Annotated in this window: 28 protein-coding genes and 2 tRNA genes; 18 read left to right on the forward strand and 12 right to left on the reverse strand. The window is 51.5% G+C overall.

The annotated features are described in order from the left end of the window. Positions 1 to 621: a TMEM175 family protein gene (locus ACHZA2_RS07545; protein WP_319579214.1), complete on the forward strand. Its 621-nt coding sequence runs from the start codon at positions 1 to 3 to the stop codon at positions 619 to 621. A gap of 63 nt (positions 622 to 684) precedes the next feature. On the opposite strand, the gene ACHZA2_RS07550 is transcribed toward ACHZA2_RS07545, so the two are convergent. Next, positions 685 to 756: transfer RNA gene (locus ACHZA2_RS07550), tRNA-His, on the reverse strand. 238 nt (positions 757 to 994) lie between these two features. Here ACHZA2_RS07550 and infB point away from each other — a divergent pair. Then, complete coding sequence (infB, locus tag ACHZA2_RS07555) at positions 995 to 2,809, forward strand: translation initiation factor IF-2 (RefSeq protein ID WP_319579215.1); 1,815 nt, start codon at positions 995 to 997, stop codon at positions 2,807 to 2,809. 136 nt (positions 2,810 to 2,945) lie between these two features. Next, the gene (locus ACHZA2_RS07560) at positions 2,946 to 3,353 is read left to right on the forward strand and encodes a 30S ribosomal protein S6e (protein WP_319539384.1); all 408 of its coding nucleotides are present in this window, start codon (positions 2,946 to 2,948) and stop codon (positions 3,351 to 3,353) included. Between the two features lie 4 nt (positions 3,354 to 3,357). On the opposite strand, the gene ACHZA2_RS07565 is transcribed toward ACHZA2_RS07560, so the two are convergent. The 3 genes from ACHZA2_RS07565 to hypB all read right to left on the reverse strand — a co-directional run bounded on the left by ACHZA2_RS07565 (position 3,358) and on the right by hypB (position 5,064). Then, positions 3,358 to 3,822 (reverse strand): DUF2240 family protein, encoded by a 465-nt coding sequence (locus tag ACHZA2_RS07565; protein ID WP_319579216.1) that lies wholly within the window; start codon positions 3,820 to 3,822, stop codon positions 3,358 to 3,360. A 115-nt stretch (positions 3,823 to 3,937) separates the two neighbouring features. Then, on the reverse strand, positions 3,938 to 4,315 hold the full coding sequence (locus ACHZA2_RS07570) for a 30S ribosomal protein S8e (RefSeq protein ID WP_319539382.1): 378 nt from the start codon (positions 4,313 to 4,315) through the stop codon (positions 3,938 to 3,940). A 101-nt stretch (positions 4,316 to 4,416) separates the two neighbouring features. Beyond that, positions 4,417 to 5,064, reverse strand: a complete 648-nt coding sequence (gene hypB / locus ACHZA2_RS07575) for a hydrogenase nickel incorporation protein HypB (RefSeq protein ID WP_319579217.1) — start codon at positions 5,062 to 5,064, stop codon at positions 4,417 to 4,419. Positions 5,065 to 5,120: 56 nt separating this feature from the next. On the opposite strand from hypB, the gene ACHZA2_RS07580 reads away from it, so the two are divergent. The 5 genes from ACHZA2_RS07580 (at position 5,121) to ACHZA2_RS07600 (ending at position 7,516) form a co-directional block, all read left to right on the forward strand. Beyond that, positions 5,121 to 5,414, forward strand: a complete 294-nt coding sequence (locus ACHZA2_RS07580) for a signal recognition particle subunit SRP19/SEC65 family protein (RefSeq protein WP_319539380.1) — start codon at positions 5,121 to 5,123, stop codon at positions 5,412 to 5,414. Then, positions 5,415 to 6,059 carry a histidinol phosphate phosphatase domain-containing protein gene (locus ACHZA2_RS07585; protein ID WP_319539379.1) on the forward strand — a complete coding sequence of 215 codons (645 nt, stop codon included), beginning with the start codon at positions 5,415 to 5,417 and terminating at the stop codon, positions 6,057 to 6,059. It abuts the gene before it with no gap. A gap of 153 nt (positions 6,060 to 6,212) precedes the next feature. After that, a complete protein-coding gene (locus ACHZA2_RS07590; RefSeq protein WP_319539378.1) occupies positions 6,213 to 6,398 on the forward strand; it encodes a Gar1/Naf1 family protein in 186 nt (61 codons plus the stop codon). Positions 6,399 to 6,413: 15 nt separating this feature from the next. After that, entirely contained in the window at positions 6,414 to 7,427 is a 1,014-nt protein-coding gene (locus ACHZA2_RS07595) for a transcription initiation factor IIB (RefSeq protein ID WP_109968726.1), read from the forward strand. A gap of 17 nt (positions 7,428 to 7,444) precedes the next feature. Further along, positions 7,445 to 7,516 (forward strand) — tRNA-Ala (locus tag ACHZA2_RS07600). Between the two features lie 44 nt (positions 7,517 to 7,560). Here the strand turns inward: ACHZA2_RS07600 and ACHZA2_RS07605 are convergent. The 5 genes from ACHZA2_RS07605 to ACHZA2_RS07625 form a co-directional block, all read right to left on the reverse strand. Next, positions 7,561 to 8,718 (reverse strand): PEGA domain-containing protein, encoded by a 1,158-nt coding sequence (locus ACHZA2_RS07605; RefSeq protein ID WP_319579218.1) that lies wholly within the window; start codon positions 8,716 to 8,718, stop codon positions 7,561 to 7,563. 213 nt (positions 8,719 to 8,931) lie between these two features. Beyond that, entirely contained in the window at positions 8,932 to 10,065 is a 1,134-nt protein-coding gene (locus ACHZA2_RS07610; protein WP_319579219.1) for a pyridoxal phosphate-dependent aminotransferase, read from the reverse strand. Continuing rightward, positions 10,062 to 10,469, reverse strand: coding sequence for a 6,7-dimethyl-8-ribityllumazine synthase (ribH, locus tag ACHZA2_RS07615; protein ID WP_109968730.1), 408 nt, complete (start codon positions 10,467 to 10,469; stop codon positions 10,062 to 10,064). Before ribH ends, ACHZA2_RS07610 begins: the two co-directional genes overlap by 4 nt. A 15-nt stretch (positions 10,470 to 10,484) precedes the next feature. After that, a complete protein-coding gene (gene ribC, locus ACHZA2_RS07620) occupies positions 10,485 to 10,943 on the reverse strand; it encodes a riboflavin synthase (RefSeq protein ID WP_319539375.1) in 459 nt (152 codons plus the stop codon). Then, positions 10,940 to 12,070, reverse strand: coding sequence for an alanine--glyoxylate aminotransferase family protein (locus ACHZA2_RS07625; RefSeq protein WP_319579220.1), 1,131 nt, complete (start codon positions 12,068 to 12,070; stop codon positions 10,940 to 10,942). Before ACHZA2_RS07625 ends, ribC begins: the two co-directional genes overlap by 4 nt. Positions 12,071 to 12,121: 51 nt before the next feature. Between ACHZA2_RS07625 and purE the strand changes: the two genes are divergently transcribed. The 4 genes from purE (at position 12,122) to ACHZA2_RS07645 (ending at position 16,605) form a co-directional block, all read left to right on the forward strand. Then, positions 12,122 to 12,514, forward strand: a complete 393-nt coding sequence (purE, locus tag ACHZA2_RS07630; RefSeq protein WP_319539373.1) for a 5-(carboxyamino)imidazole ribonucleotide mutase — start codon at positions 12,122 to 12,124, stop codon at positions 12,512 to 12,514. A 94-nt stretch (positions 12,515 to 12,608) separates the two neighbouring features. Further along, positions 12,609 to 13,748 (forward strand): FIST N-terminal domain-containing protein, encoded by a 1,140-nt coding sequence (locus ACHZA2_RS07635; RefSeq protein ID WP_319539372.1) that lies wholly within the window; start codon positions 12,609 to 12,611, stop codon positions 13,746 to 13,748. Then, complete coding sequence (locus tag ACHZA2_RS07640) at positions 13,745 to 15,505, forward strand: ATP-binding protein (RefSeq protein ID WP_319579221.1); 1,761 nt, start codon at positions 13,745 to 13,747, stop codon at positions 15,503 to 15,505. Before ACHZA2_RS07635 ends, ACHZA2_RS07640 begins: the two co-directional genes overlap by 4 nt. Beyond that, positions 15,502 to 16,605 (forward strand): response regulator, encoded by a 1,104-nt coding sequence (locus ACHZA2_RS07645; RefSeq protein ID WP_319579222.1) that lies wholly within the window; start codon positions 15,502 to 15,504, stop codon positions 16,603 to 16,605. The genes ACHZA2_RS07640 and ACHZA2_RS07645 overlap by 4 nt, the downstream gene beginning before the upstream one ends. Before the next feature lie 21 nt (positions 16,606 to 16,626). Here the strand turns inward: ACHZA2_RS07645 and ACHZA2_RS07650 are convergent, their stop codons facing one another. From ACHZA2_RS07650 to thiC, 3 genes are all read right to left on the reverse strand, one after another. Continuing rightward, positions 16,627 to 16,920, reverse strand: coding sequence for an RNA-binding protein (locus ACHZA2_RS07650; RefSeq protein ID WP_319539369.1), 294 nt, complete (start codon positions 16,918 to 16,920; stop codon positions 16,627 to 16,629). A gap of 245 nt (positions 16,921 to 17,165) precedes the next feature. Then, entirely contained in the window at positions 17,166 to 17,456 is a 291-nt protein-coding gene (locus ACHZA2_RS07655; RefSeq protein WP_319539368.1) for an RNA-binding protein, read from the reverse strand. Between the two features lie 238 nt (positions 17,457 to 17,694). Beyond that, the gene (gene thiC, locus ACHZA2_RS07660) at positions 17,695 to 18,945 is read right to left on the reverse strand and encodes a phosphomethylpyrimidine synthase ThiC (protein ID WP_319579223.1); all 1,251 of its coding nucleotides are present in this window, start codon (positions 18,943 to 18,945) and stop codon (positions 17,695 to 17,697) included. Positions 18,946 to 18,982: 37 nt separating this feature from the next. Here thiC and ACHZA2_RS07665 point away from each other — a divergent pair, with 37 nt between their 5' ends. From ACHZA2_RS07665 to ACHZA2_RS07690, 6 genes are all read left to right on the forward strand, one after another. Beyond that, positions 18,983 to 19,588 (forward strand): MBL fold metallo-hydrolase, encoded by a 606-nt coding sequence (locus ACHZA2_RS07665; protein WP_319579224.1) that lies wholly within the window; start codon positions 18,983 to 18,985, stop codon positions 19,586 to 19,588. A gap of 3 nt (positions 19,589 to 19,591) precedes the next feature. Next, positions 19,592 to 20,059, forward strand: coding sequence for a GIY-YIG nuclease family protein (locus ACHZA2_RS07670; RefSeq protein ID WP_319579225.1), 468 nt, complete (start codon positions 19,592 to 19,594; stop codon positions 20,057 to 20,059). 67 nt (positions 20,060 to 20,126) lie between these two features. After that, positions 20,127 to 21,146 carry a type II glyceraldehyde-3-phosphate dehydrogenase gene (locus ACHZA2_RS07675; protein WP_319579226.1) on the forward strand — a complete coding sequence of 340 codons (1,020 nt, stop codon included), beginning with the start codon at positions 20,127 to 20,129 and terminating at the stop codon, positions 21,144 to 21,146. Positions 21,147 to 21,191: 45 nt separating this feature from the next. After that, positions 21,192 to 22,136, forward strand: coding sequence for a tyrosine--tRNA ligase (locus ACHZA2_RS07680; RefSeq protein ID WP_319579227.1), 945 nt, complete (start codon positions 21,192 to 21,194; stop codon positions 22,134 to 22,136). A gap of 77 nt (positions 22,137 to 22,213) precedes the next feature. Further along, the gene (locus ACHZA2_RS07685) at positions 22,214 to 22,966 is read left to right on the forward strand and encodes a serine protein kinase RIO (RefSeq protein ID WP_319579228.1); all 753 of its coding nucleotides are present in this window, start codon (positions 22,214 to 22,216) and stop codon (positions 22,964 to 22,966) included. A gap of 1 nt (position 22,967) precedes the next feature. Next, complete coding sequence (locus ACHZA2_RS07690; protein ID WP_319579229.1) at positions 22,968 to 23,507, forward strand: KH domain-containing protein; 540 nt, start codon at positions 22,968 to 22,970, stop codon at positions 23,505 to 23,507. Positions 23,508 to 23,633 lie beyond the last annotated feature (126 nt).

Raw genomic sequence — 23,633 nt, forward strand, 5'->3', positions numbered from 1 at the left:
ATGAAACGATCAGAATATTACGAAGAGAAGGGCCTTGACCGGATCATCAACATCAGCGATGCGGTGTTTGCATTCTCACTGACACTTCTGGCAGCAGACCTGATTGTGCCGGATCTCAACGGAATCAGTTCACTCCAGTTATCAGAGGAACTGCTTGGCGAAATCCCCAAATTTCTCTATTTCATTCTGACTTTTCTGATAACATGGGCGTACTGGATTAAGCATCACCGGATTTTCAGGTTTATCAAGAGGTACGATGATATTCTTGTCAGATTGAACATGTTCTTTCTCCTCTTCATCGTGCTGATGCCATTCATCACCAAGGTGATCAATGAACATAGCAGTATACAGATCGCGGTGATCATCGCAGCAATCGGATACGCAGCCCCCGGGTATCTGGCCAGTATCATGTGGCATTATGCATCCACCAATTACCGGCTCATTGATTCAAGCGTTCCACATGATTATATCAGAAACACCATCATCGAGAATTACATCAGTCCGGTGATATTCACATTCTCAATCTTTCTTTCATACATCAAACCTGTATACACCCTGTATTGTTGGGTATTACTATTTCCTATCGGATACATCGCCCAATACCGGCTTGAAGAGGAATGAAACAATATAAAAGACAAGCAGAAATTCGTGAATCAAAAAAAGTGGGTTATTTATTGACTCGTAGGCCTGGACCGGGAATCGAACCCAGATCGAGGGAACCACAATCCCTTAGGATGACCATTACCCCACCCAGGCAGAATGCACCATATATGTTATCAGTTTTTTTACTTGAATCTATCCATCCCACACAGGATGAACCTGCCTGATACACAAAAAGTGGATCCTCTCCTTCGCCTTCTCTCCCTTGTGAATTATTATTAGAGAGCACCTCTCATGTATAGTCAGTCAGCCCCCGATTACCATATCTGAATAATATTCCCTCTGATAGTGTTCTGACACCAGAGAATGGGGGCCCTCGAACGGGGGTGCAGCGATGGCAAAGAAGTCTGATAAAAAGAGTCAGAGTAGCAATGATAATCCTAAGATTCGTACCCCAATCGTCTGTGTGCTTGGGCACGTGGACCATGGGAAGACTTCACTCCTTGACCGGATCCGGGGATCATCGGTAGTTTCAGGTGAGGCGGGAGCGATCACCCAGCACATCGGGGCTACCGTTGTTCCGATTGAGACGATCATGGCCATGGGCGGGGTGAACAAAAACCTGAAGGTCAACATCCCGGGCCTTCTCTTCATTGACACACCAGGTCATCACTCATTCACAACACTCCGTGCACGCGGAGGAGCGCTCGCAGATCTGGCGATTGTTGTTGTTGATATCACAGACGGATTCAAACCTCAGACGATCGAAGCACTTCAGATTCTCAGGGGATGTAAGACGCCGTTCGTGATGGCTGCCACCAAGATCGACCGTATATCAGGATGGCGTTCGTTCCCGGAGGAGACATTTCTCTCAAGCTTCGGGAAGCAGAACCAGCGGGTCATCGATCTTGTGGAGAAGAAGACCTACGAGATCGTGGGCTCCCTGGCAGAGCATGGATTTTCATCAGAGCGGTTTGATCGGGTAGATGATTTCGCACGGACGCTGGCAATCGTCCCACTAAGCGCGCATACGGGAGAAGGGATCGCAGATCTGCTGATGGTGTTGATCGGACTTGCACAACGGTACATGGAAGGAGCACTCGCGCTGGCTGTGGACGGGCCGGGATCAGGAACCGTTCTCGAGGTTAAAGAGGAGAAAGGACTCGGAGCAACGATCGATGTTATCCTCTTTGATGGGACCATCTCGGTCGGTGATGAGATCGCAGTTGCATCCAGCACCGGCGTGATTACCACCAAGGTCAGATCACTCCTCCAGCCACGGCCACTCAAGGAGATCCTGATCGAGGACCGGTTCTCTCGTGCCAAGTCGGTTGTGGCTGCAGCCGGAGTGAAGGTGAGTGCACCAGGGCTTGATCAGGTTATTGCAGGATCACCGGTCAAGGTCATAGCCGGCAACGAGAGAGAGGTCAGGGAGAGCATCGAGCGTGAGATGACCGAGATCAATGTGACTCTCTCCCCAGAAGGTCTCATCATCAAAGCAGACACCATCGGGGCACTTGAAGCGCTCTGTAAAGAGCTGACTTCAGCCGAGATCCCGGTGATGAGGGCAGAAGTCGGACCGGTCACCAGGCATGACGTTATCGAAGCAGAGACGATCAAGACCCCCTATTACCGTTCCATCATCGCATTCAACACCCAGATCCTTCCTGATGCACAGGACCTCCTGAACGAGCCTATCTACGCTGAGATGGTTGAGTTGTTCAAAGGGAACGTGATCTATCATGTTCTTGAATCATACCTGGAATGGCGTGATGAATTGAAACGCAACCTTGATCAGAAGCGGTTCGAGCAGATCATCTTCCCTGCCAAGATGGTGGTGCTCCCTGACTGTGTCTTCAGACAGAACAATCCTGCAGTTGTAGGAGTCAGGATCCTCTCTGGCAAACTCAGAAACGGGGTCAACCTGATCCGCAAGGATGGAAAGAAGGTCGGCCAGCTCAAGACAATCCAGCTGCGAAAGGAGAACATTCAGGAGGCAAAGGCTGGTGACGAGGTTGCGATCTCCATCGACGGGGCAACCGTGGGGAGACAGTTTGACGTCAACGATGAACTCCTCGTCAACATCCCAGAACGTCATGTAAAAGTGCTTGAAGCCGAGATGCTCTCGCATCTTACAGGCGATGCACGTGAGGTGCTCGACGAATTCACCAGACTCTTCAGGAAAGAGAACCCATTCTGGGGAAAGTAGACTTATAAAGATAGTCTACTGATATATACGGAGACTACTCGGCTCAGCTGAGTGATGGGATAATTACACGTGCCAAAGATACAGTCCCTTTTCAGGGGCTCTGACAGCTGTTGACTAAACAAAAAATACTGATAATATGGTTGATTTTAAAGTAGTACTCTCTGACCCGGCAACAGGAAAAGCATACAACATTGATGCTACCGGTGGTGCTGCCGGGTCCCTCATGGGAAAGCGTATCGGTGACGAGATCGATGGAACTGCACTCGGATTTGAAGGATACAAGATCAAGGTCACCGGTGCATCAGACCGGAATGGAACCCCTGCCAGAAAGAGCCTCCCGATTGCAGGAAGACGCCGTGTCCTGGTCAGTGGTGGTGTCGGATTTCATCCAAAACTCGAGGGAGAACGCCGCAGGAAGATGGTCCGTGGATCAGAGATCACCGCAGACTTTGTTCAGATAAATGCGGTTGTATCAAAAGAGGGATCCAAGTCTCTTGCATCCTACTTCGCCCCGGCAGAGGCACCTGCCGAGGGTCAGAACTAATACACTACTCTTTTTTCAGGAGATCTGATCTGAACGAAGGAATCAGGTCAGCATACGGTGTCTCAAACTCCTTCGCAAGGATTACCAGAGCAGCAGCAGGTCTCAGGTTTCCGTCGAACCTATCCCGTATCATTTCGTTCATGCGGCTCGCCACCTCCTCCTGACTCATCCCACTACGGGACACAATCCTGTCCATCAGTTGGGAGACAGGGTCTGATACCTCGAAGATTGCTGAAGATGGTTTGTATCCAATGGGGATCTGTACCTCGGCAGGATCGAAGAGCAGAAAAAAAAATTCCCCATCCGTTCTGATCAGCCCCTGATCAATCCCACGTTTGAGCAGCAGATCTACCTGATCACGATCCATCCATCTTCGGTCAAAGGAGTAGTAGTAGATCAGTTCACTTCTGCCAAGTTTTTCTGTATGGCTGTGGTAGAATGGTGCAGCAAGCGTTGTTTTGAGCGTCATCAGGATACCTGCTATTTCAGGAAGTACTCCACAGGTTCTCCTGTAGTCACTTATAACCGATCTTCACACTACCAAACAGGACTAACCCGAAGGGCTCTAAAAAAAGGACAAAAAATTATTCTATCAGGACAGCGTTGATTACGCCGTGCTGCCCCGGACGGCTGACAATACGTGCCTTTCCTGCACTGGTACTGATGATTGCACCCTTGGTCAGGAGGTTACGCCTGACGTAGTTCGGGTTAGCGGTGTTCTTCTCGACGTTGTCGATCTTTACCTTCTTGGTCTCACCGGTCTTCGGGTTGCTGACTGCAGCAAACTCTGCACGCAGTGCACGGATCTTCTGGTTTCCTCCATACGTCCGGCTTACCTTGCGCTTCTCTGCACCAACGTGGGTCTCTGTAGGTGCTGACCCGATCTCCCTGCGTCTCTTACCGCACGCCGGATGATATCTTCCACCAGTTGATTTACGAACCGATCTTCCTTGCCATTGCATGTTATCTTCCCTCTGATATTGGTGACGCTGTTTTGGTTGTGGGAGTCTTTCTTACGCCACAGAGTCCTATATCTATCACCTGCGCAGGTATATAGTCCCTTTTATGACAGGATCTCAGCAAGTAGTGCATCCACCCCGTCGCCAGTCTTCATGTTGGTTCTGAAAACCTTCATCGGCGGATTATACCGATGCATATCACGCTCCATCCGATCAAGATCAGCCCCGACTGCAACAGCAAGATCAACTTTATTCAGAACCCCGATAGTGCAGCCTCTGAACATCATCGGATGTTTGTTCACAACGTCGTCACCCTCGGTTGATGAGACCACCACAATCCGCTTCTCAGCACCGAGCTCAAAGTCTGTAGGGCAGACCATGTTGCCGACATTCTCCACAAAGAGGACATCAACGGTATCAAGAGGAAGATGGTGCAGGGCATGCTCTACCATATGGGCATCAAGGTGGCACTCTTTCCCGGTGTTTACGTTCTCAGCAGGGATACCGAGAGAGGTTATCCTGCGGAAATCGTCATCTCCGTACACGTCCCCGGCGATGGCAGACGCTTTCAGGTTTTTCTTTGCAAGGCGGGGGACCAGTTGCTCGATAAGAGCAGTCTTTCCTGACCCTATTCCTCCAAGCAGATCAAACGCCCTGACCTTATGCTTTTTCAGATGAGCAGCATTCTCATCTGCAATCCGCCGGTTTGATGAGAAGATGTCCTTCTCGATCGAGACGTCGATATGATGCATATTGCTTAGGTCTTTCCCGCTGGTTGTTTATAGGTTCAGTTCAAAGATCGTAAAGAATGGAGAAGGGACTGATACTTTATCCCTGCTATTTTGACGCCAAACTCATGCGCAATGAGGGGCGCAGGGTTCCCAGGGAGCAGGCAGTTTTTGCACCTGCAATCCCTGATATAGAACGGGCACTCGCATCCTGTGGGGTGAAGTACCGAAGGGAGAAGAAGTCCCATCCTGCCTGGTGGTGGAGGCATGAAGGAAGAGTCATTGCCGACTGCGAGGGCCCGAAGACAGAACTGCTCTGCAAAGTCGCAACAGAACTCAAAAAAATATCCCCGAAAACACCACCCAGAAGATAGATGTACGATCTGCACACCCACACGATCCTCTCTGACGGTGAACTCCTCCCCTGCGAACTGATCAGGAGGATGGCAGTACTTGGATACGACACTGTTGGCATCACGGATCACGCCGACGCGAGCAATATCAGCACCATCATCTCATCTATCGAAAAGATCAGGGGTTCTGCAGAAGAGTATGGAGTCAGGCTCCTGACCGGCGTTGAGATAACTCATGTTCCCCCGTCCGAGATTCGCCGGCTGGCAAAGCAGGCCAAAGAGGAGGGGGCAGATATCGTTGTCGTGCATGGTGAGACGGTTGTTGAGCCGGTTGCACCAGGAACCAATATGCAGGCCTGTACCTGTGAGCATGTTGACATCCTCGCTCACCCCGGACTCATTACAAAGGAAGACGCAGCAGAAGCAGCAGAACGGGATATCTTTCTTGAGATCACCGCACGGGGAGGACATAACCGGACGAACGGGCATGTGGCCATGGTAGCCGGAGAGACTGGCTGCAACCTGGTTGTGGATTCTGATGCCCATGCTCCCGGCGACCTGATGAGTGAACGCATGAAGGAACTGGTGATCAGGGGTGCAGGGGTCCCTTCAGGGCGTGCCTCAGAGATCCTGAACTTAAAAACAAACCGGTTTTACCGTTGCTAGCACTATTTCTTAAACATTCACTTAAAGTATAAATACCGAATAATCACACATATATAGGTTGCTTAATCGATCTCCGGTGGGGGGGATTAATTTTTTCAGGTGGTGCATGTGGTTCGCGCGATAGGTCGGGTAAAATGTAGTTCTGGGAGCCATATGCTCATCGTTGAGTGTGATGCTGCTAAACTCCCACGTCTGTACAGCCATGTGCTGGACAAACGGTGGAAACCAGTGGGAAAACTCGTAGACATATTCGGAAATATATCGTCCCCGTATGCAGCTGTTCTCTGTACAGTCCAGGACCGGGAGAAGCTGATCGGTGAGAAAGTGTTCATAAAATAAATTCAGGAGAGAGAGATGTCAGAAGAGATAGAAAAACTCCGGACCCTTCAGAAAGAACGGGAAGCACTGAAGAACCGGCTTGTCGGAAAGGTTGCCGAGAAGCAGAAGAGGGTTGAGAACCAGACCGAGACCCAGTGTCCTGAGTGTGGGAGCAGGCAGTTGGTCCACGATTACGAACGTGCTGAACTGGTGTGCCAGCAGTGCGGTCTCGTTCTTGATGCTGAGTTCATTGACCGTGGTCCTGAATGGCGTGCATTCGATCACGACCAGCGGATGAAACGTTCCCGTGTCGGTGCTCCGATGACCTTCACGATCCACGACAAGGGTCTCTCAACTATGATCGACTGGCGTAACCGTGACAGTTACGGCCGTGCGATCTCGTCAAAAAACCGGGCACAACTCTACCGGCTCAGGAAGTGGCAGCGGAGGATCAGGGTCAGCAACGCGACTGAGCGTAACCTTGCATTTGCACTCTCTGAACTTGACCGGATGGCCTCTGCACTCGGTCTTCCACGAAACGTGCGTGAGACCGCTGCAGTGGTATACCGTGATGCCGTGGACAAGAACCTGATCAGGGGCAGGAGTATTGAAGGAGTCGCTGCGGCTGCCCTGTACGCAGCCTGCAGACAGTGCAGTGTTCCACGGACACTTGATGAGATCGCAGAGGTGTCACGTGTTTCACGTAAAGAGATCGGAAGGACATACCGGTTCATCTCACGTGAACTCGGGCTTAAACTTCTCCCGACCTCACCAATCGACTATGTCCCCAGATTCTGTTCAGGTCTCCAGCTGAAAGGAGAAGTTCAGAGCAGGGCAGTTGAGATTCTCAGGCAGGCCGGAGAGCGTGAACTTACCTCCGGTCGCGGACCGACCGGCGTTGCGGCCGCAGCAATATATATATCATCCATTCTCGGCGGTGAACGCCGGACCCAGCGTGAGGTAGCCGAGGTGGCAGGCGTGACAGAAGTCACGATCAGAAACCGGTATAAGGAACTGGCAGAAAAGTTAGATATCGAGATCATCCTCTGAAATCTCTTTTTTTTCGTGGGCTCGTAGATCAGGGGTAGATCGCTACGTTCGCAACGTAGAGGCCGCGGGTTCAAATCCCGCCGGGTCCATAAAATTGTTTTTATTGGGTACTGTCGTGAAGGTAAATCTGTGATTATCCGGATATGCCTGACAACAGGCAGCCCGGATCGATAACAGATCGCATAATAACCGGGACCCTGATTCCTGCTTCTCCAGGAACTCCCATCAGGCTGTAGTAGAGGTTCCAGCCTCCAGAACTGCTCTTGTGAACTTCAGGATCCAGAATCCATACCCCCTTCTGCTCACTCTCAAGGATCGGCTCTTTCACCATATGTGAGAAATCAAGCCCATCGGACGAGGTTGCAAGCATCAACCGCTGCCCCTTGGCCCCGGCAGAGAGATCAACATAGAAGAGCCCATAAGTTGTGTTTTCAAGAAGTGCTACCGTGGGATCTGTTGCTGATTCAATGCGATTTCCCTCATCGCTGGCCCAGGTCTTTCCGTCATCATCAGAGACTGCACTCCTGATAGCCCCATCTGAGACAGCGTAATACATTCTGAGCTTTCCATCAGTCATACGGAGCCCTGAGGGTATCGAAAACTGTCCTTTCATATCCTGATCGGGAACCTGAGACAGGGTCACTTTCCCTTCAGAAGTGAACCTGACCCCGTCTTTTGAGCGGGCACTATACAGAGACGGACCATTTTCATCATTGATCCCGTAGATCATCCGGTATCCGCCGTCAGAGGTGGTAAACACCCACGGGCTTGAGAACGGGGATGAGATACTGCCCTCATCCGCAGGGAGCAGACATCCGTCTGGGAATTCATGCCACTCTGATCCGTCAGAAGAACCTGCACACCGGACACCTTCACCCATTCCTGAGTAATATGCCATAAGGTTCCCATCAGGGAGTGTGGCAACTGTTATCGAAGAGCCGAGCAGGCCAGTCATTTCAGGAGTTCCCACACAGTCACGAATCCTGATCATTCCCGGCACATACTTCTGCGATGATGAGCCGAAGGTGAAAAGGATCTGATCAGATCCATTCACCGGGAAGGTCAGGTTCCTGCTCTGGGCCTGATGACCGGTCACGGTTGCAGCAATCTGGTGTTCCCCAGGCTGTACATCCGAGAGATTCTGGGGAGTACTGCCGATATAGTCTCCATCCAGAAAAATTGCCACCCCCGGCAGATCAGCATCCACCCTGACAGAACCCAGAGCCCCGGCAGGGAGCAGGAGCAGAAGAAGGGTAATGAACAGGAGGACCATCAGACGGGGATATTTCATATCATGGGATCAGCATGCATTGAATAAGTATTTTCGTGTAATCCTGAGCAGAGAAAGCCGTATTATACAGGGAAACAGGATAGCACGCAGGGTAACTCCGCTTCCACAATAAAAGGAGATGGCGGGGGAAGTACAATACTCTACATTTTGCAGAGTGATCTCAAATGCTGCATCTTTTGGAAAAAAGGGTGATCGGTTCAGAGACTACGGGGATCAGACAACCTTTTCGATGCGGTTCATCGCCTCATAAAGCGTCTCCATCGAGGCTGCGTAGCTGAGCCTGATCCATCCTGGTGTATTGAATGCAATTCCCGGTGTCACGGCAACATGGGCCTCTTCAAGCCACCGGCTTGCAATGACTGCATCGTCGCCGTCGACTTTGAGGTAGGCATAAAAGGCACCATCTGCCGGTGCATACCCAAGTCCCATGTCCATCAACCGGTTCAAAACAAATTCACGACGACGCTCGAACTCGCTTCGCATCTCGCTGATACACTGCTGGGGTCCTTTCAGGGCTGCAACACCGCCGTACATCGCAAAGGTTGTGGGATGGCTGATCGTATGCTGCTGCACCTTGTTCATGTACCCGAGGATCTCTTTCGGGGCGACAGCATACCCAAGCCTCCAGCCAGTCATTGCATATGCCTTGGAAAATCCGTTGATTGTGATCGTCCGCTCTGCCATTCCGGGAAACATCGCCATTGAGAAGTGAATCTGTCCGTACACCAGTTTCTCATAGATCTCATCAGACAAAGCTATCAGATCATGATCCTGGCAGATATCAGAGACCAGCCTGAGAGACTCCCGGTTCAGCACAGACCCTGACGGGTTTGACGGACTGTTGACGATGATCATCCGGGTCTTGTCATTAATCCTCTCAAGCAGGGAGTCCTCAACCTGGAAGGTCTTCTTATGAAGGGGATGATGAACCGGGGTCCCACCCGCGATCTGGATACAGGGCTCGTAACTCACCCATGATGGATCAAGGATGACGGCCTCGTCACCCGGGTTAAGAACAGCCTCACATGCCTCATAGATAGCATCCTTTGCTCCGCAGGTGACGATCACCTGGTCACTCGTACATGAGAATCCGTTTTCAGCCTCTATCTTCTCAGAAATTGCGGATAAAAGAGATGGAATGCCCTTACCCGGTGCATAGTGGGTCTCTCCCCGGTTGAGTGCATCGACACATGCAGCGGTGATGTGGGCGGGTGTCGGAAAGTCAGGCTCCCCGATAGAGAGGCTGATGACATCAATCCCTGATGCCTGCATCCTTCGGGCCTTGTCAGTGATCTCGATCGTCGCTGACGGGGCAATGGCTGCAAGTTTTGAAGAGAGTGATCTCATGCCAATCGCTGAACGAGTTTGATAGCTGATTCAACAGCCCGCTTACCATAATCGACCCGATCATTAGCTTCAAGCCTGGTCATGCCCGGACCAGAGATTCCGAGGGTCACCGGCTTTTCGAACTCGAGTGAGAGATCGATGATCTTCCTGGCTGCATGCTGAACCACGATCTCATCATGCTCTGTTGAGCCCTCGATCACACATCCAATTGTGACCACGGCATCGACATTCTTCTGTTTGAGCATCTTCTTGATCGCCAGAGGCATGTCGTATGCCCCTGGTACATAGAACCGCTCGACAACCTCAGCACCGAGGAATTTTGCATGCTCCTCTGCCTCGATCTCCATCATATAGGTGATGTCACGGTTGAACTCCGCAACCACAAATCCCAGTTTTATTGCCATTATTATATCCCCAGATTACTGACGTGCAGAACCTGCATCAGAGAAACCCTGCCGCTGGCCTGAACCTGCCTCCCGCTCGAGGGTTCCCGGACGCATGAGTTTTATCACATTCACTGCGTGTTCACGGGCACGCTGCTCGGCAAGCCACGCAAGCTCAGAATCATCAGCAGCCTCATCCTCATGGACAAAGACCTCAATGATGTGGCGGCTCGTCATCAACTGGCACTGGATCAGCCCGGTTGAGGCCTCATGGGCACACATCCGGTCCTTCTCCTTCCCACCCGGCATCCCGAGTGCCATGCAGATATCACACCTGTACTCTTCGAAGAGTTTTTTGCAGGCTACCGGGAGATCCTTCACTCCCGGCACCGTATATCGTTCGATGACGACACTGCCGTGTTTTTTTAGTTCATCGATCGCGAACTTACCCATATTTACCCTTGCAAATGTGGTGTCCGCGATACCGACTCTCATCCCAAAACCTCAGCCGCAGCCATGACACCTGAAGATGCCGGCTTGTGTCCGGACTTCTGGATTGCATACTCAGTGGCTGCAAGGGTTGCAAGGAGTTCAGGAGCAGAGACACAGCCCATGTGCCCGATCCTGAAGATCACATCCTTGAGATGATCCTGACCGCCAGCGATCTGGATGCCGAGTTTCTTGACATGGCCTCTGAAATCCTTGTCGTTTGATCCCTTCGGAATCTTTGCGGCAGTGACCGTGTTTGAGTACTGGTGGACAGCGTCGATCTTCGGGAACATCTCCATTCCCCAGGCTGAGACCGCTGCACGGACAGCCTTAGCCATCCGGTGGTGCCTTGCGATCCGCTTCTCAATCCCTTCCTCCTCGATGAGCAGGCATGCCTCACGCAGGGCAAGGAAGACCGGAACTGCAGGGGTATACGGGGTCTCCATCGGAGACTTGGCAGCATTCTTCCGGTATGCCGGTAGGTCAAGATAGTATGGCGGGTTCTTCACAACCTTCTCCCAGGCACGTGACGAGACCGAGACTGCTGCAAGGCCTGCAGGAGCGGCAAGGCATTTCTGTGAGCCGACGATCGCCACATCGACTCCCCACTCATCAGCCTTCACACTATCTCCGCCGATGGAGGTGACTCCGTCCATGATGAAGAGAGCATCGTGCTTGCGGCAGATCTTTCCGACTTCTGCACCCGGATTGAGGATACCGGCAGAGGTTTCGTTGTGAACCATGGTCACGACCTCACAACCGTTCTCGAGTGCTTCCTTTAAGGCTTCAAGGTTCAGAGGAGTTCCCCACTCGGACTCGATAGGGACCGTCTCGCCATACCGCTCACCAATCTTCCAGAGCCGCTCACCAAACTTTCCGTTGATGAGATGAGCCATCTTTCTGCCCTTTCCGAAGTTGGAGACTGCGGCCTCCATCCCTGCAGTTCCTGATCCTGATATGACCACGAGATCGTTATCTGTCCCAAAGCATGTCTTGAGCACACGGACGATATCAGAATAGGCACCGCCAAAATCGGCACCGCGGTGGTTGATAGCCTGCCTTGCCATCGCGAACCGCACCCGTTCAGGGAGTGGTACCGGACCTGGCAGCATCAGGAGAGTCTCATCTTCCATACAATTCAGGTATACTTATACCACTACTGCCTGATTATATCTTGGAAGATTATGGTTGATGTGAGCATCATCTGCGGTTCTGCCTCTGATGAAGAGGTAGCAGAGAAAGTCTGGACAGTTCTGAAAGAGAAGGGTATATCGTATGACTACCAGGTCATATCAGCCCACCGGAACCCTGACAGGCTTGATGAGTATGTTACAGGATCAGATGCAAACGTGTTCATCTGCATTGCCGGACTCTCTGCAGCACTTCCCGGAGTCGTAGCCTCAAAGACAGAAAAGCCGGTTATCGGTGTTCCGGTATCAGGAAAACTGATGGGAGGATTAGATGCTCTGCTCTCGATCGTGCAGATGCCAAAGGGTGTACCGGTTGCCTGTGTCGGGGTTGACAATGGGCAAAATGCAGCTCATCTCGCAGTAAGAATCCTGAATCTGTGCAGATGAGTTATTTGCAATATTGCCGGAGACAGTTGCTTGTGCAGAGAGTATCTGATGCAGGAATCTTCATATCCGGAAAGGGAGAGGTCATATCAGATCTATGTGCCTGCGGACCGTCACCCTGTATGGCGAATCTCCTGGCGAGATCCTCTCAGCGATATCAGAGTCAGCTCTCCAAAATCCCACATTAGGTATCCTCTTCTCTTCAGTCACTCTAGGCATTGAAGACCTTGCATCCAAGCTCTCAACACTCCCTTTTCCAGTAATCGGATGCTCAACCGCAGGTGAGATCCTCCCTGGAAGGGGAGAGTCACCGATGTCAGAACTCTCAGCTGTCGGGTGTCTTCTCAACCCTGATCCTGCTGTCTTCAGGGTACAGATTTTTGACCGAAATGATCTCTCTTCATTCGATCTCGGAAGATCCATCGGGAAGTATGGCGAGAATCAGTTCAAAAATCCGGTTTTTTTTATCTTCATCAGCGGTCTGGCAATGGACGGGGAGGAGATCCTCAGAGGGATAAGTGAGTCTTTGGCCGGGCCTGCAAAGATATACGGGGGTCGGGCAGGCGATGACGGCAGGTACGAGGAGACCTTTGTTTTTACGAGCGGCATCTGTTCTTCAGACGGGGTGGCAGCCCTTATCCTGGAAGGCACAGCGTTCGAGATACACGGCCTGGTAACAAGTGGCTGGCGGGGAGTCGGGATGGAGAAGATTGTGACCAGCTCAGAAGGAAATGCGGTATACTCCATCAACAACCAGCCGGCAATAGATCTCTATCTGCAGTACCTGGGTATCAGGGAAGAGGATGTTCCACGTCTCACAGCATCGTTTCCGCTTATAATAAAAAGAAAGGAAGGCTCTGAATATATCAGAACTCCAGTTGGTGTAGACCGATCTTCCCATGCACTCATCTTCGGGGGGAGCGTTCCCCAGGGATCCGTTGTCAGACTTGCTTCATCTCCCGGAAGGGAGACAATCCGTATTAGTATAAACGATATTACCCGGTTTTACAAGGAGATACAAAGTGCTCATCTGCTCCTCCTTTTCTCCTGTATGGCACGACACAACGCAACCGGTACACATGTAGCAGACGAGATCAATGCTGCATACCAGGCAGGAACTGCACCGCTCATCGGTTTTTTCAGCTACGGCGAGATCGGTATGAACGAACACGAGGAGTGCGAGTTCCATAACGAGACATTCTCACTGGTCACAATAAGACAGAGACGGCGAAGATGAAGAGCCTCGAAAGAATTGAGCAGATCATAGGTGAAATCTCACCTGATCTCCCTGATGAGACAGGGAAGGAACTGCTTCGGCTGTGCAGACGTGCAAAGACAGAGGAACAACATCTCACTCTCAAGTATGAACAGGCAGTACAGGAGAAGGAAGTCATATATTCCCTTCTCCAGAAGGCATCGGATGAGTTGATCGAACGGTACCGAACGATCTTTGAGCACTCAGGAGTGCCGATGGTTATCCTCACAGATGAGGGCATAATCATCAGGGCAAACTCTCACTTCACAACTCTCTTTGGTATTCAGGACCCTGTAGCTGAGGCAGAAGTCAGGTTCTTTGATCTGCTAATTGAACCTGAACGCGAGACTGCTCTTGTGTGTTTCCAGGACCGGAGGCCAGAGAAACCCTCCCGCTGTGAGATCACCCTTCCCGACAAAGATGGGGATCCCAGATTTTTTTCTATTAGTGTAGGAGTACTCCCTGACGGAGATGAGTCGATCGTCTCCATCCATGAAATCACAGAACTGAAAAAGCAGCGAATCGAACTTACTGCCCATAAAGACCGGCTGGAAACCCTGCTCACTCTCTACCAGATGACTGATGTTTCTGAGAGTGAAGTGACCTCGTATACCATCCAGAAAGGAACAATCCTGACTTCAGGCAGTCTCGGATTCATCTGTTTTGTGAATGAGGAAGATGATCAGGTAACCATAGAAGCCCTGTGGTCAGCAGAGGAGGGGATGAACAGGAAAATGCCCGCCATCAGGCAGATGGCACTCCCGATTGGGGATCTTCCCGTCCTTGCCAGTATGATCAGAAGTAAAAAGCCGGTTGTTCTCACGACCCATTCTGAATCTGGCAGCCTTATCAGAAGGATTTTGGTAGTGGATCAGGAAATCCAGCGTGTTTTACTCATTCCCGTCATCGAGCAGGAACGGGTTGTCGCCATCGCCGGTGTTGCAGACAAACCATCCCCATACGATGAGTCCGATCAGCTCCAACTCACGGTTCTCATGGCAGGGATGTGGCGGCTCATCATCAGGAACCGTCAGGAAGAGGCATTGAAGACAGTAAATAAAAAACTGAGTCTTCTCTCGACACTTACCCGCCACGACATTCTCAACCTGATCACAGCCCTGACCGGGTATATGGAGATCTCAGAGGATATGACCGAAAACAGCGAACTACTCGTGCTGATGAAAAAAGAGGTCGCTCTCATCAGGTCTATCGGTGAGATCATATCGTTCACAAGCGACTATGAACTGGTCGGCATGAAGACACCTGTCTGGCAGGAGATCGGCACGGTCTTTGCCGGGGTTTCATCAGATCTTGAGAGGGAAGGGATCAGAGTAAGCTCGTCAGTAGATGGAATGTGGATCTACGCTGATCCACTTCTTGCAAGGGTTTTTGCCAACTTCATTGATAATTCACTCAGACACGGGCACAATATAACTGCCATCTCCCTCTCATCCGAACGAAAAGGAGACGACCTTATCCTGATCTACTCAGATGACGGGGAAGGGGTCGCAACTGACGAGAAGGAGAAGATCTTTCTGAGAGGGTACGGCAAGCACACAGGGCTCGGGCTCTTTCTTATCAGAGAGATATTCGCCATCACCAGGATAACAATCAGAGAGAAAGGGATACCAGGAGAAGGAGTTCGATTTGAGATGAATATTCCACGCGGCAATTACAGGCAACTTGGCATTGCTGATCACAATGGGAACTACCACATGCAAGAGAGAGGGAAATTATGATAAAGATTCTGCTAGTTGATGACCAGGAAGAACTCCTCGACATTACACGGTTATTCCTTGAGAAGGGAGGAGACATCACTGTCGATACAGCATTGTCAGCACAGGAGGCACTGACAATGCTCAGCCAGAAAAAGTATGATGCAATCGTCTCAGATTACGAGATGCCATCGATGGATGGGATCGAGTTTTTAAAGATAATTAAGCATGACGGGATTGAGAAGCCGTTCATCATCTTCACCGGGAGAAGCAGGGAAGAGATTGTCATCGAAGCACTGAACTCAGGAGCTGACTTCTACCTTCAGAAGGGGACAGATCCCAAGGTGCAGTTTGCAGAACTCAAAAATATGATCCAACAGGCTGTTCTCCGCAAACGAATAGAGGAGGCCCTTCTTCAGTCTGAGACCAATTACCGGACCCTGGTTGAATGCACGGAGGACTCCATCTACATGGTGGATCGCAAAGGCCGGTACCTCTTCATGAACTCACATCATAAGAACAGGCTTGGGATTGCCAATTCACGGGACAGTGGACTCAGTTACACCGATCTTCACTCATCCGAAGAGTCAGAACGGTTCATCACACTGGTCCGTGAGGTCATCAGTACCAGCAGACCCCTGCAGGATGAGTACCAGCACGATGGCAGGTGGTTCGTGAGAACCATGAGTCCGGTGAAGAACGCGATCGTTGAACTCACAATTGCAGTCACCGTCGTCTCGACCGAGATTACCAGGACCAAACATCTTGAACAGGCTCTTTCAAATCTCGAAGCCCAGTACCAGATCCTTGTTGAGTCTACTCAGGACTCGATCTACTCGGTTAACAGGGAATGCAGATACCTCTACATGAACTCACATCACAAAACCCGTCTTGGAATTACTGACGAAGACTACCAAGGCAGGCGCTATCATGACTACCACTCACCAGATGCATCAGACCGATTTTCACGGGCAATTCAACAGGTGTTTGACGGGAAGAAGTCTTTGCGGGAGCAGTACAATATTGATGAACGTTCATTTGTTAGAACCTTCAGCCCGGTTATCAATACCGCAACCGGAGAGATAACCTCGGTCGTCGTAGTCTCAATCGAGATTAATGGTTAAAAAAAGAAGATATTGAGTTAATTAGTACCGGCGACGGTTTCCGCCGCCAAAGCCGCCACCGCTGCCATAGTCGTTGCGTGGCTGCATTGGGCGTGCTTCGTCAATCCGGAGTGTACGGCCTTCGTAAACAGTCTGGTTCAGTCCGTCCATTGCTGCCTGGGCTTCCTCGGAGGTTCCCATCTCAACAAAGGCGAATCCTTTCTGTTCGATAACTTTTACACTTGCTACTTCGCCGTACTGGGTAAATAAGTCACGAAGCTGACCTTCATTCACTGAGTAAGTCAGGTTCCCAACGTAGAGTCTCTTTCCTTCCATTGCTAAATCACAGATTCCTTATGTTACATCCGCGAGCTGGCCATCCTGATAAAATTCAGAATAAATCAGTGGAGTACCGAAAACAGCCTGAAAACGATTGTTCGTCAATGACGAAGAATGCTCACGAAAACTATTGTCAGGATATTCCTGCGTCTGTATTAAAGCATTATCTCTACAGGTACTTATACCCATGTGAAGAATTATGCAAATTTCAATAAAAAAAGATCTTTTTAAGGTTTTTTATTTTAGTACCGGCGTCCGGCGCCGCCACTGTAGCCACCGCGGTCAAACTCGCGGCGTGGCTGCATCGGGCGTGCTTCGTCAATACGGAGGGTGCGGCCTTCGTAAACGGTCTGATTCAGTCCATCCATTGCTGCCTGGGCTTCCTCAGAGGTTCCCATCTCAACGAACCCGAATCCTTTCTGCTCGATTACCTTGGCGCTTACCACATCACCATACTTGGAGAATAATTCCCTGAGCTGGGCTTCATTAACGGAGTACGTCAGGTTTCCGACGTAGAGTCTCTTTCCTTCCATAGCAAATCACGTAACTAATTTACATACGCAGATAGCGGCCACAGATCAGGGATCAAAATGATGCCCACGGACTGACAAACATAGCTTTTTCAGAAACGACCCACCGTGTGGTGGATAGTACTTAAAACGACTATATCACCGGACTACCGTACGTCTGCAGAAAATAATTGGAATCATCTGTTAAAAAACCTTTCTCACCCTGCTGGAGCCTGGAAATCTTCCCGTTGTGGCGTCGGTTTCACCCAAATATGTCCCTGACCATCTTCACGGCACACAGATCCCCGCACATTGAACAGGTCTCGCGGTTTCCATCCCGATCATGGATCTCCCTGGCACGTTCAGGAAAGAGAGAGAGGGAAAATTGCCGTTCCCAGTCAAGGTCACGACGTGCATACCCCATCTGCACCTCCCTGTCATAGGCTGGAGAATTCCCCTGGGCAAGATCACCCACATGGGCTGCAAGAACCGAGGCCCTTGTTCCTTCTATGATATCGGTTGTCCTGGGAAGTGCAAGATGTTCACTCGGCGAGACCATGCAGAGGAAGTTCGCTCCGTTCTGGCATGCAATAGCCCCACCGATGGCCCCGGTGATGTGGTCATACCCGGCTGCGATGTCGGTCACCAGCGGGCCAAGCAGATAAAGGGGAGCCATAGCGGTGAGTTCCTTGATCATCCTGACATTATATCCGATCTGATCGATCGGCATATGACCAGGCCCTTCGATCATACGCTGAACCCCTCTCTCGTGGGCCTGTCTTGCAAGCCTTCCAAGGTTCAGGTATTCGACCGTCTTGGCCTCTCGTGTTGCATCCTCATGGCAACCGGGCCGCATCCCGTCTCCGAGGCTGACAACCACATCATACTCAGCAAGGATCTCAAGGAGGTACTCATACTCTTCCCACAGAGGATTCTCCTCATCCCGGGAGATCATCATCGCGGTATGAAACGAACCTCCCCTGGAGACGACGCCCATAGTCCTGGGATCCTGACGGAGGCTCTGCACAACCTCCCGATTCACCCCGCAATGGAGGGTGAGAAAATCCACACCCTGCTCACAATGCTCATGGATGACCTTAAAGAGCAGGTCAGCATCAAGGTCTGCCACGTTCCCCGCCCGCCTGACAGCCTCGTAGATCGGGACCGTCCCAATCGGAACCGGGAAAGAGAGGATCATGCTGCGTATTTTCGGAAGGTCACCACCGGTGGAGAGATCCATCAGGCAGTCGGCACCGGCAGAGATCGCAGCAGCTGCCTTCTCCTGTTCCATGGCAACATCGCAGAGATCCTGTGAGGTTCCTACGTTGACATTGACCTTGACTCTGCATCCCTCACCGATTGCGCAGACAGGATGCCTCCGTCCCGGGTTTGCCGGTATCACCACCCTTCCGGAGCGGATCTGCCGCTCCAGCCGATCAGGTTCCATCTGTTCGGTTTTCGCGGCCTGTTTCAGCAGATCAGGATCAACCCTGTACTCCCGGGGAGTCACCATATCATACTTTTTGCCTTGAGGGAATATCATAAGTCACATGACCATCAAGTTCATCCCGGGCAGAGGGATGTATGCCAATGCCTATCTCGCACAGGGAACCGTTCTCGTGGATGCCGGGGTTACCCCGATGGCAGTAGAGGCCCACCGGGAATCAATCAGATATATCGTGCTCACTCATTGCCACTTTGATCATATCGCATACCTTGGTCCCCTGGTAAAAATGACCGGAGCAAAAGTCTGTATCCATAAGGCCGATGCAGGAGGACTCAGGGAAGATAACCTGAGCCTTGCGATGAACTTCGGCTCGCATTCTCCCGGGATTATTCCGGATATCATCCTGGAGGACGGAAGTATACTTGAGGGACTTGAAGTCATCCATACACCTGGCCATACACCAGGGAGCATCTGCCTCTACAACAAGGAGAACAGGGACCTCATCTCCGGGGACACGGTATTCTCTGACGGAGCATTCGGGAGGTACGACTTCCCCGGAGGAAGCCGTGATGCACTGGGAGGATCGCTGGACAAGGTCGCCGGACTTGAAGTGAACGGTTTGTACCCGGGCCACGGCCTTCCTGCTCTCGATCATGGCGAGCGCCATATCAAGGCAGCCCAGGCACTCATGAGATCAGGATACGCCTGATCGATGGAGCCCGGGATCTATATCCTACTCCTCCACGGAGAAGGAATGGTCAGAGTCGGATCACTCGGGACCATCACATTCACGTCCGGGTATTACGGGTACGTGGGATCAGCTCTCGGGCCCGGTGGCCAGGCCCGGGTATCCAGGCATATGCGAGTAGCCGCTGGCGAGGGGAGAAGACCAAGGTGGCATATCGACTACCTGCTAATGTGTCCGGGGTTCAGACTGATGCGGGTGTACTGCGCCTCGACCGGTGAGAGGCTCGAATGCCCGCTTGCGCAGGCCCTTGCCCTCCCCTCTATCCCGGGCTTCGGATCCTCGGACTGCGGTTGTAACGGGCATCTTTTCTTCTCTCCAGATGACCCAGGCAATGTAATATTGGCCGCTTTTGAGTCAGTGGGGCTTCACCCAGAAGTCAGGTGCCTGCAAGAGACATTCCCGGATGGCAGGAAAGACTTTGGGAATGTATAATATTTGTGCGATCAGAATACCTCACACGGGAGGATCTGCACCGGATTGCCCCGTGAGGAGAACTGTAATGATCAAGGTTGCAATCAACGGGTATGGAACCATCGGCAAGCGAGTTGCTGATGCAGCAGCAGCGCAGAAGGACATGGAGATCATCGGTGTCTCCAAGACAAGACCGACAGCAGAAGCCCTTGTAGCAGTTAAAAAGGGATATCCTGTTTACATCGCTGACCTCAGCAAAAAAGCAGCCTTCGAGAAGGCAGGCATTCCGGTAGCCGGATCAATAGAAGAGATGGTGCAGAAGGCCGATGTAATTGTTGATGGGACTCCAGGAGGAGTCGGGGAGTCAAACAAGGCCCTCTACGAAAAATATAACAAAAAGGCAATCTGGCAGGGCGGAGAGGATCATGACCTCGCCGGCTTCTCTTTCAATGCTCATGCAAACTACAGGGATGCTATCGGGAGGCAGTTTGTCAGGGTTGTATCCTGCAACACAACCGGACTGTGTCGGATTATCAAGGCTCTGGACGACAAGATCGGGGTTGCAAAAGTCAAGGCTGTTATGGTCCGCAGGGGGGCTGATCCCCATGTTGTCAAGAAAGGACCTATTGATGCAGTGGTGCTCGATCCACCAACCATCCCAAGTCACCACGGACCTGATGTCAACACCGTGCTGCCTCACATCGACATCGTGACCATGGCAATGATCGTGCCGACTACCCAGATGCATATGCATGCAATCCAGATGGAACTCAAAAAGGAGACCACCAGGGACGAAGTGCTCGCCATTATGAAGGCACATTCACGGATCGGGCTTGTTCAGAGTACAACCGGGATCAAGAGTACTGCAGAGCTTAAGGAGTACGTCATGGATCTCGGAAGGCCACGTTCAGACCTCTGGGAGAACGGTGTCTTTGAGGCGTCGGTTGCAGCCATTGGTAAAGACCTCTACTTCTTCCAGGCGATTCACCAGGAAGCTGACGTTGTCATCGAGAACGTGGATGCAATCAGGGCCATGGCCGGGGATGTCAAGGATCCCGAGATTTCGATAAAGATGACGAATGAATCCCTTGGATTTGTCGCTATCTGACCGGGCCACCCAATCATTAACTCTTTTCAGTGCTAATTTGTGTGAATGGATCCCTACTCTCTCGCGGTGCGAAACACGGTCGAGGTCGTCACGGAGGAAGAACTACGTGGCCTGCTTGCAAAGCCAGGCAGAAAGGTCTATGCCGGTTACGAACCGAGCGGTGAGATCCACCTCGGCCATCTCGTTACGATCAACAAGCTGATCGATCTCAGGGATGCCGGCTTTGAGGTGATCGTCCTTCTCGCAGATCTTCATGCCTTCCTCAACCGGAAGGGCACTATGGAAGATGTTGCCAGACTCGCGGCTTACAACAGAAAATGTTTTGAGGGACTCGGGCTCACCAATGTCACCTACGTGCTTGGATCAGACATCCAGCTGAGTCGTGAATATCAACTCCTTGTCCACGAGCTCGCCCAGCAGATAACCCTGAACCGGGCAACCCGGAGTATGGACGAGGTCGGCAGGCAGATGGACAACCCGACCGTCTCCCAGATGGTATACCCGATCATGCAGATGGCAGACATCGCCATCCTTGGTGTTGATGCGGCTGTCGGTGGGATAGATCAGAGGAAGATCCATATGCTGGCACGAGAGTATCTTCCAGGCAAAGGTTACCCGTCACCGGTCTGTCTCCATGTTCCTATCCTGAACGGGCTCGACGGAAAGAAGATGTCCTCATCTCAGGGAAATTACATCTCTGTCGCAGATACCGAGGATGACATCAGGAAGAAGATGAAGAAGGCGTTCTGTCCGCCAGAGATCGAAGAGAACCCGGTTCTTCAGGTGATCAGACATCATGTATTCCCAAGGACTGGTTCCCTCACCATCGTGAGGCCCGAAAAGTTCGGAGGAGACCGGACATTCACCTCGTACGAAGAGACCGAGCAGGCGTATGCTGCTGGTGAGATTCATCCGGCAGATCTGAAGGGTGCAACCACAGAGGCACTGATTCAAATTCTGGCACCGGTACGAAAATATCTGGAAGGGTAACCATTCAGGAGGGGATAAGCATCGAACGCGACCGCCATGATCTCCATAAGTATGACAGACGTGTTGATGCAACCCGAATGAGGATCAAGGATCTTGATCAGCTCAAGGTCAGGGAGGATGTCTTTGACGAGATAACCCTTCTGGCCCTGTACAAGATGGTGAACAAAGGCTGGATCTCGGCAATAGGAGGTTCTATCTCAACCGGAAAGGAAGCGAACGTCTTCCTTGCCGACCGGAAGGAAGAGCGGGTGGCTATAAAGATCTACATGACCCGGACAGCCAACTTCCAGAAGATGCAGACCTACATCGCCGGAGACCGGCGATTCCTGAATATCGGCAAGACGAGAAGGGACATCGTTTTTGCCTGGACACGAAAAGAGTTCTCTAATCTGAAGCGGGCTCTTGAAGCCGGGCTCTCGGTCCCGAAACCCCTTGTCTTTGATCGGAACATTCTGGTCATGGAGTTTCTCGGAGAGGACGAGATTCCGTACCCACAACTTAGGGTTGCAAAAATTGTGGACCCGGCTGGGGTGTATGCCAGCCTGATCGAATCACTCAGGGTTCTCTGGCAGACAGCAAAACTGGTGCACGGGGATCTCTCTGAGTATAATATTCTCTATGGTGGTGGAAAGGCGTGGCTGATCGACATGGGGCAGGCAGTCACACCCGATCATCCCCATTCCATCATATTTCTGAGAAGGGATCTGGAGCAGCTCAACCGGTTTTTCTCCCCCCTCTGCGATACGATAGTACTGATTGATTTAATGCGGCAGATCACCGGTATACCACATCTGCCCGAGAATGCAGGAACTGAACTGAGTGAGGCATAATATGCAGCAGGAGACACGAATTACCAAAGAACGGATCGGCGTCCTTATCGGAAAGAAAGGGATGACCAAGCGGGAGATCGAGGAGAAGACCAAAACAACCATTCTTGTTGACAGCGAGGAGGGGCTTGTCTCTATTGAAGGAGAGGAGGCTGACGGATTTCTCAGGGCTGTTGAGGTTGTTAAGGCAATAGCAAGAGGTTTCTCACCCGAGCGTGCCTTTACCCTCTTCGAGGATGAGGATCTCTACCTTGAACTGATAGAGCTCTCTGATATCGCCGATACTCCTGCTAAACTTGAGCGTATCAGGGGCAGGATCATCGGGCGGGATGGAAAATCCAGATCACAGATCGAGGACTTGACCAGTACCGAGATATCAGTGTACGGAAAGACCGTGGCCATCATCGGGATGATCGAGCAGGTCAAGGTTGCACGGGAAGCTATCGAGATGCTGATCAACGGTGTCTCTCATGAGAGCGTGTACGCGTTCCTCGACCGGAAGAAGCGTGAACTGAAACAGGACATGCTGAATTACTACTATTGATCCTGATGCCCGGAATCCTCCCCGAAGATCTCCGGACCTGCAGAAATCATATGATGCACCCTTTTTTGTATGAAAAAGTCCTTTTCGCCGGTCCTACCTGGGGCCCCCAACAGGCCACCGTTGGGG

Source organism: uncultured Methanospirillum sp., from assembly GCF_963668415.2.
Classification (GTDB): Archaea; Halobacteriota; Methanomicrobia; order Methanomicrobiales; family Methanospirillaceae; genus Methanospirillum.

Excerpts from the sequence above, each read along its gene's own strand:
- ACHZA2_RS07595 (WP_109968726.1), top strand. The coding sequence starts at position 6,414 with ATGTCAGAAGAGATAGAAAAACTCCGGACCCTTCAGAAAGAACGGGAA.
- ACHZA2_RS07645 (WP_319579222.1), top strand. The coding sequence starts at position 15,502 with ATGATAAAGATTCTGCTAGTTGATGACCAGGAAGAACTCCTCGACATT.
- ACHZA2_RS07590 (WP_319539378.1), top strand. The coding sequence starts at position 6,213 with ATGCTCATCGTTGAGTGTGATGCTGCTAAACTCCCACGTCTGTACAGC.
- ACHZA2_RS07560 (WP_319539384.1), top strand. The coding sequence starts at position 2,946 with ATGGTTGATTTTAAAGTAGTACTCTCTGACCCGGCAACAGGAAAAGCA.
- ACHZA2_RS07580 (WP_319539380.1), top strand. The coding sequence starts at position 5,121 with ATGGAGAAGGGACTGATACTTTATCCCTGCTATTTTGACGCCAAACTC.
- ACHZA2_RS07640 (WP_319579221.1), top strand. The coding sequence starts at position 13,745 with ATGAAGAGCCTCGAAAGAATTGAGCAGATCATAGGTGAAATCTCACCT.
- ribH (WP_109968730.1), bottom strand. The coding sequence starts at position 10,469 with ATGGCAATAAAACTGGGATTTGTGGTTGCGGAGTTCAACCGTGACATC.
- thiC (WP_319579223.1), bottom strand. The coding sequence starts at position 18,945 with ATGGTGACTCCCCGGGAGTACAGGGTTGATCCTGATCTGCTGAAACAG.
- ACHZA2_RS07650 (WP_319539369.1), bottom strand. The coding sequence starts at position 16,920 with ATGGAAGGAAAGAGACTCTACGTTGGGAACCTGACTTACTCAGTGAAT.
- ACHZA2_RS07545 (WP_319579214.1), top strand. The coding sequence starts at position 1 with ATGAAACGATCAGAATATTACGAAGAGAAGGGCCTTGACCGGATCATC.
- ACHZA2_RS07655 (WP_319539368.1), bottom strand. The coding sequence starts at position 17,456 with ATGGAAGGAAAGAGACTCTACGTCGGAAACCTGACGTACTCCGTTAAT.
- ACHZA2_RS07675 (WP_319579226.1), top strand. The coding sequence starts at position 20,127 with ATGATCAAGGTTGCAATCAACGGGTATGGAACCATCGGCAAGCGAGTT.
- ACHZA2_RS07685 (WP_319579228.1), top strand. The coding sequence starts at position 22,214 with ATGAGGATCAAGGATCTTGATCAGCTCAAGGTCAGGGAGGATGTCTTT.
- ACHZA2_RS07635 (WP_319539372.1), top strand. The coding sequence starts at position 12,609 with ATGTGCCTGCGGACCGTCACCCTGTATGGCGAATCTCCTGGCGAGATC.
- ACHZA2_RS07690 (WP_319579229.1), top strand. The coding sequence starts at position 22,968 with ATGCAGCAGGAGACACGAATTACCAAAGAACGGATCGGCGTCCTTATC.
- ACHZA2_RS07585 (WP_319539379.1), top strand. The coding sequence starts at position 5,415 with ATGTACGATCTGCACACCCACACGATCCTCTCTGACGGTGAACTCCTC.
- ACHZA2_RS07665 (WP_319579224.1), top strand. The coding sequence starts at position 18,983 with ATGACCATCAAGTTCATCCCGGGCAGAGGGATGTATGCCAATGCCTAT.
- ACHZA2_RS07625 (WP_319579220.1), bottom strand. The coding sequence starts at position 12,070 with ATGGAAGATGAGACTCTCCTGATGCTGCCAGGTCCGGTACCACTCCCT.
- ACHZA2_RS07605 (WP_319579218.1), bottom strand. The coding sequence starts at position 8,718 with ATGAAATATCCCCGTCTGATGGTCCTCCTGTTCATTACCCTTCTTCTG.
- ACHZA2_RS07680 (WP_319579227.1), top strand. The coding sequence starts at position 21,192 with ATGGATCCCTACTCTCTCGCGGTGCGAAACACGGTCGAGGTCGTCACG.
- infB (WP_319579215.1), top strand. The coding sequence starts at position 995 with ATGGCAAAGAAGTCTGATAAAAAGAGTCAGAGTAGCAATGATAATCCT.
- ACHZA2_RS07565 (WP_319579216.1), bottom strand. The coding sequence starts at position 3,822 with ATGACGCTCAAAACAACGCTTGCTGCACCATTCTACCACAGCCATACA.
- ribC (WP_319539375.1), bottom strand. The coding sequence starts at position 10,943 with ATGAGAGTCGGTATCGCGGACACCACATTTGCAAGGGTAAATATGGGT.
- ACHZA2_RS07570 (WP_319539382.1), bottom strand. The coding sequence starts at position 4,315 with ATGCAATGGCAAGGAAGATCGGTTCGTAAATCAACTGGTGGAAGATAT.
- purE (WP_319539373.1), top strand. The coding sequence starts at position 12,122 with ATGGTTGATGTGAGCATCATCTGCGGTTCTGCCTCTGATGAAGAGGTA.
- hypB (WP_319579217.1), bottom strand. The coding sequence starts at position 5,064 with ATGCATCATATCGACGTCTCGATCGAGAAGGACATCTTCTCATCAAAC.
- ACHZA2_RS07670 (WP_319579225.1), top strand. The coding sequence starts at position 19,592 with ATGGAGCCCGGGATCTATATCCTACTCCTCCACGGAGAAGGAATGGTC.
- ACHZA2_RS07610 (WP_319579219.1), bottom strand. The coding sequence starts at position 10,065 with ATGAGATCACTCTCTTCAAAACTTGCAGCCATTGCCCCGTCAGCGACG.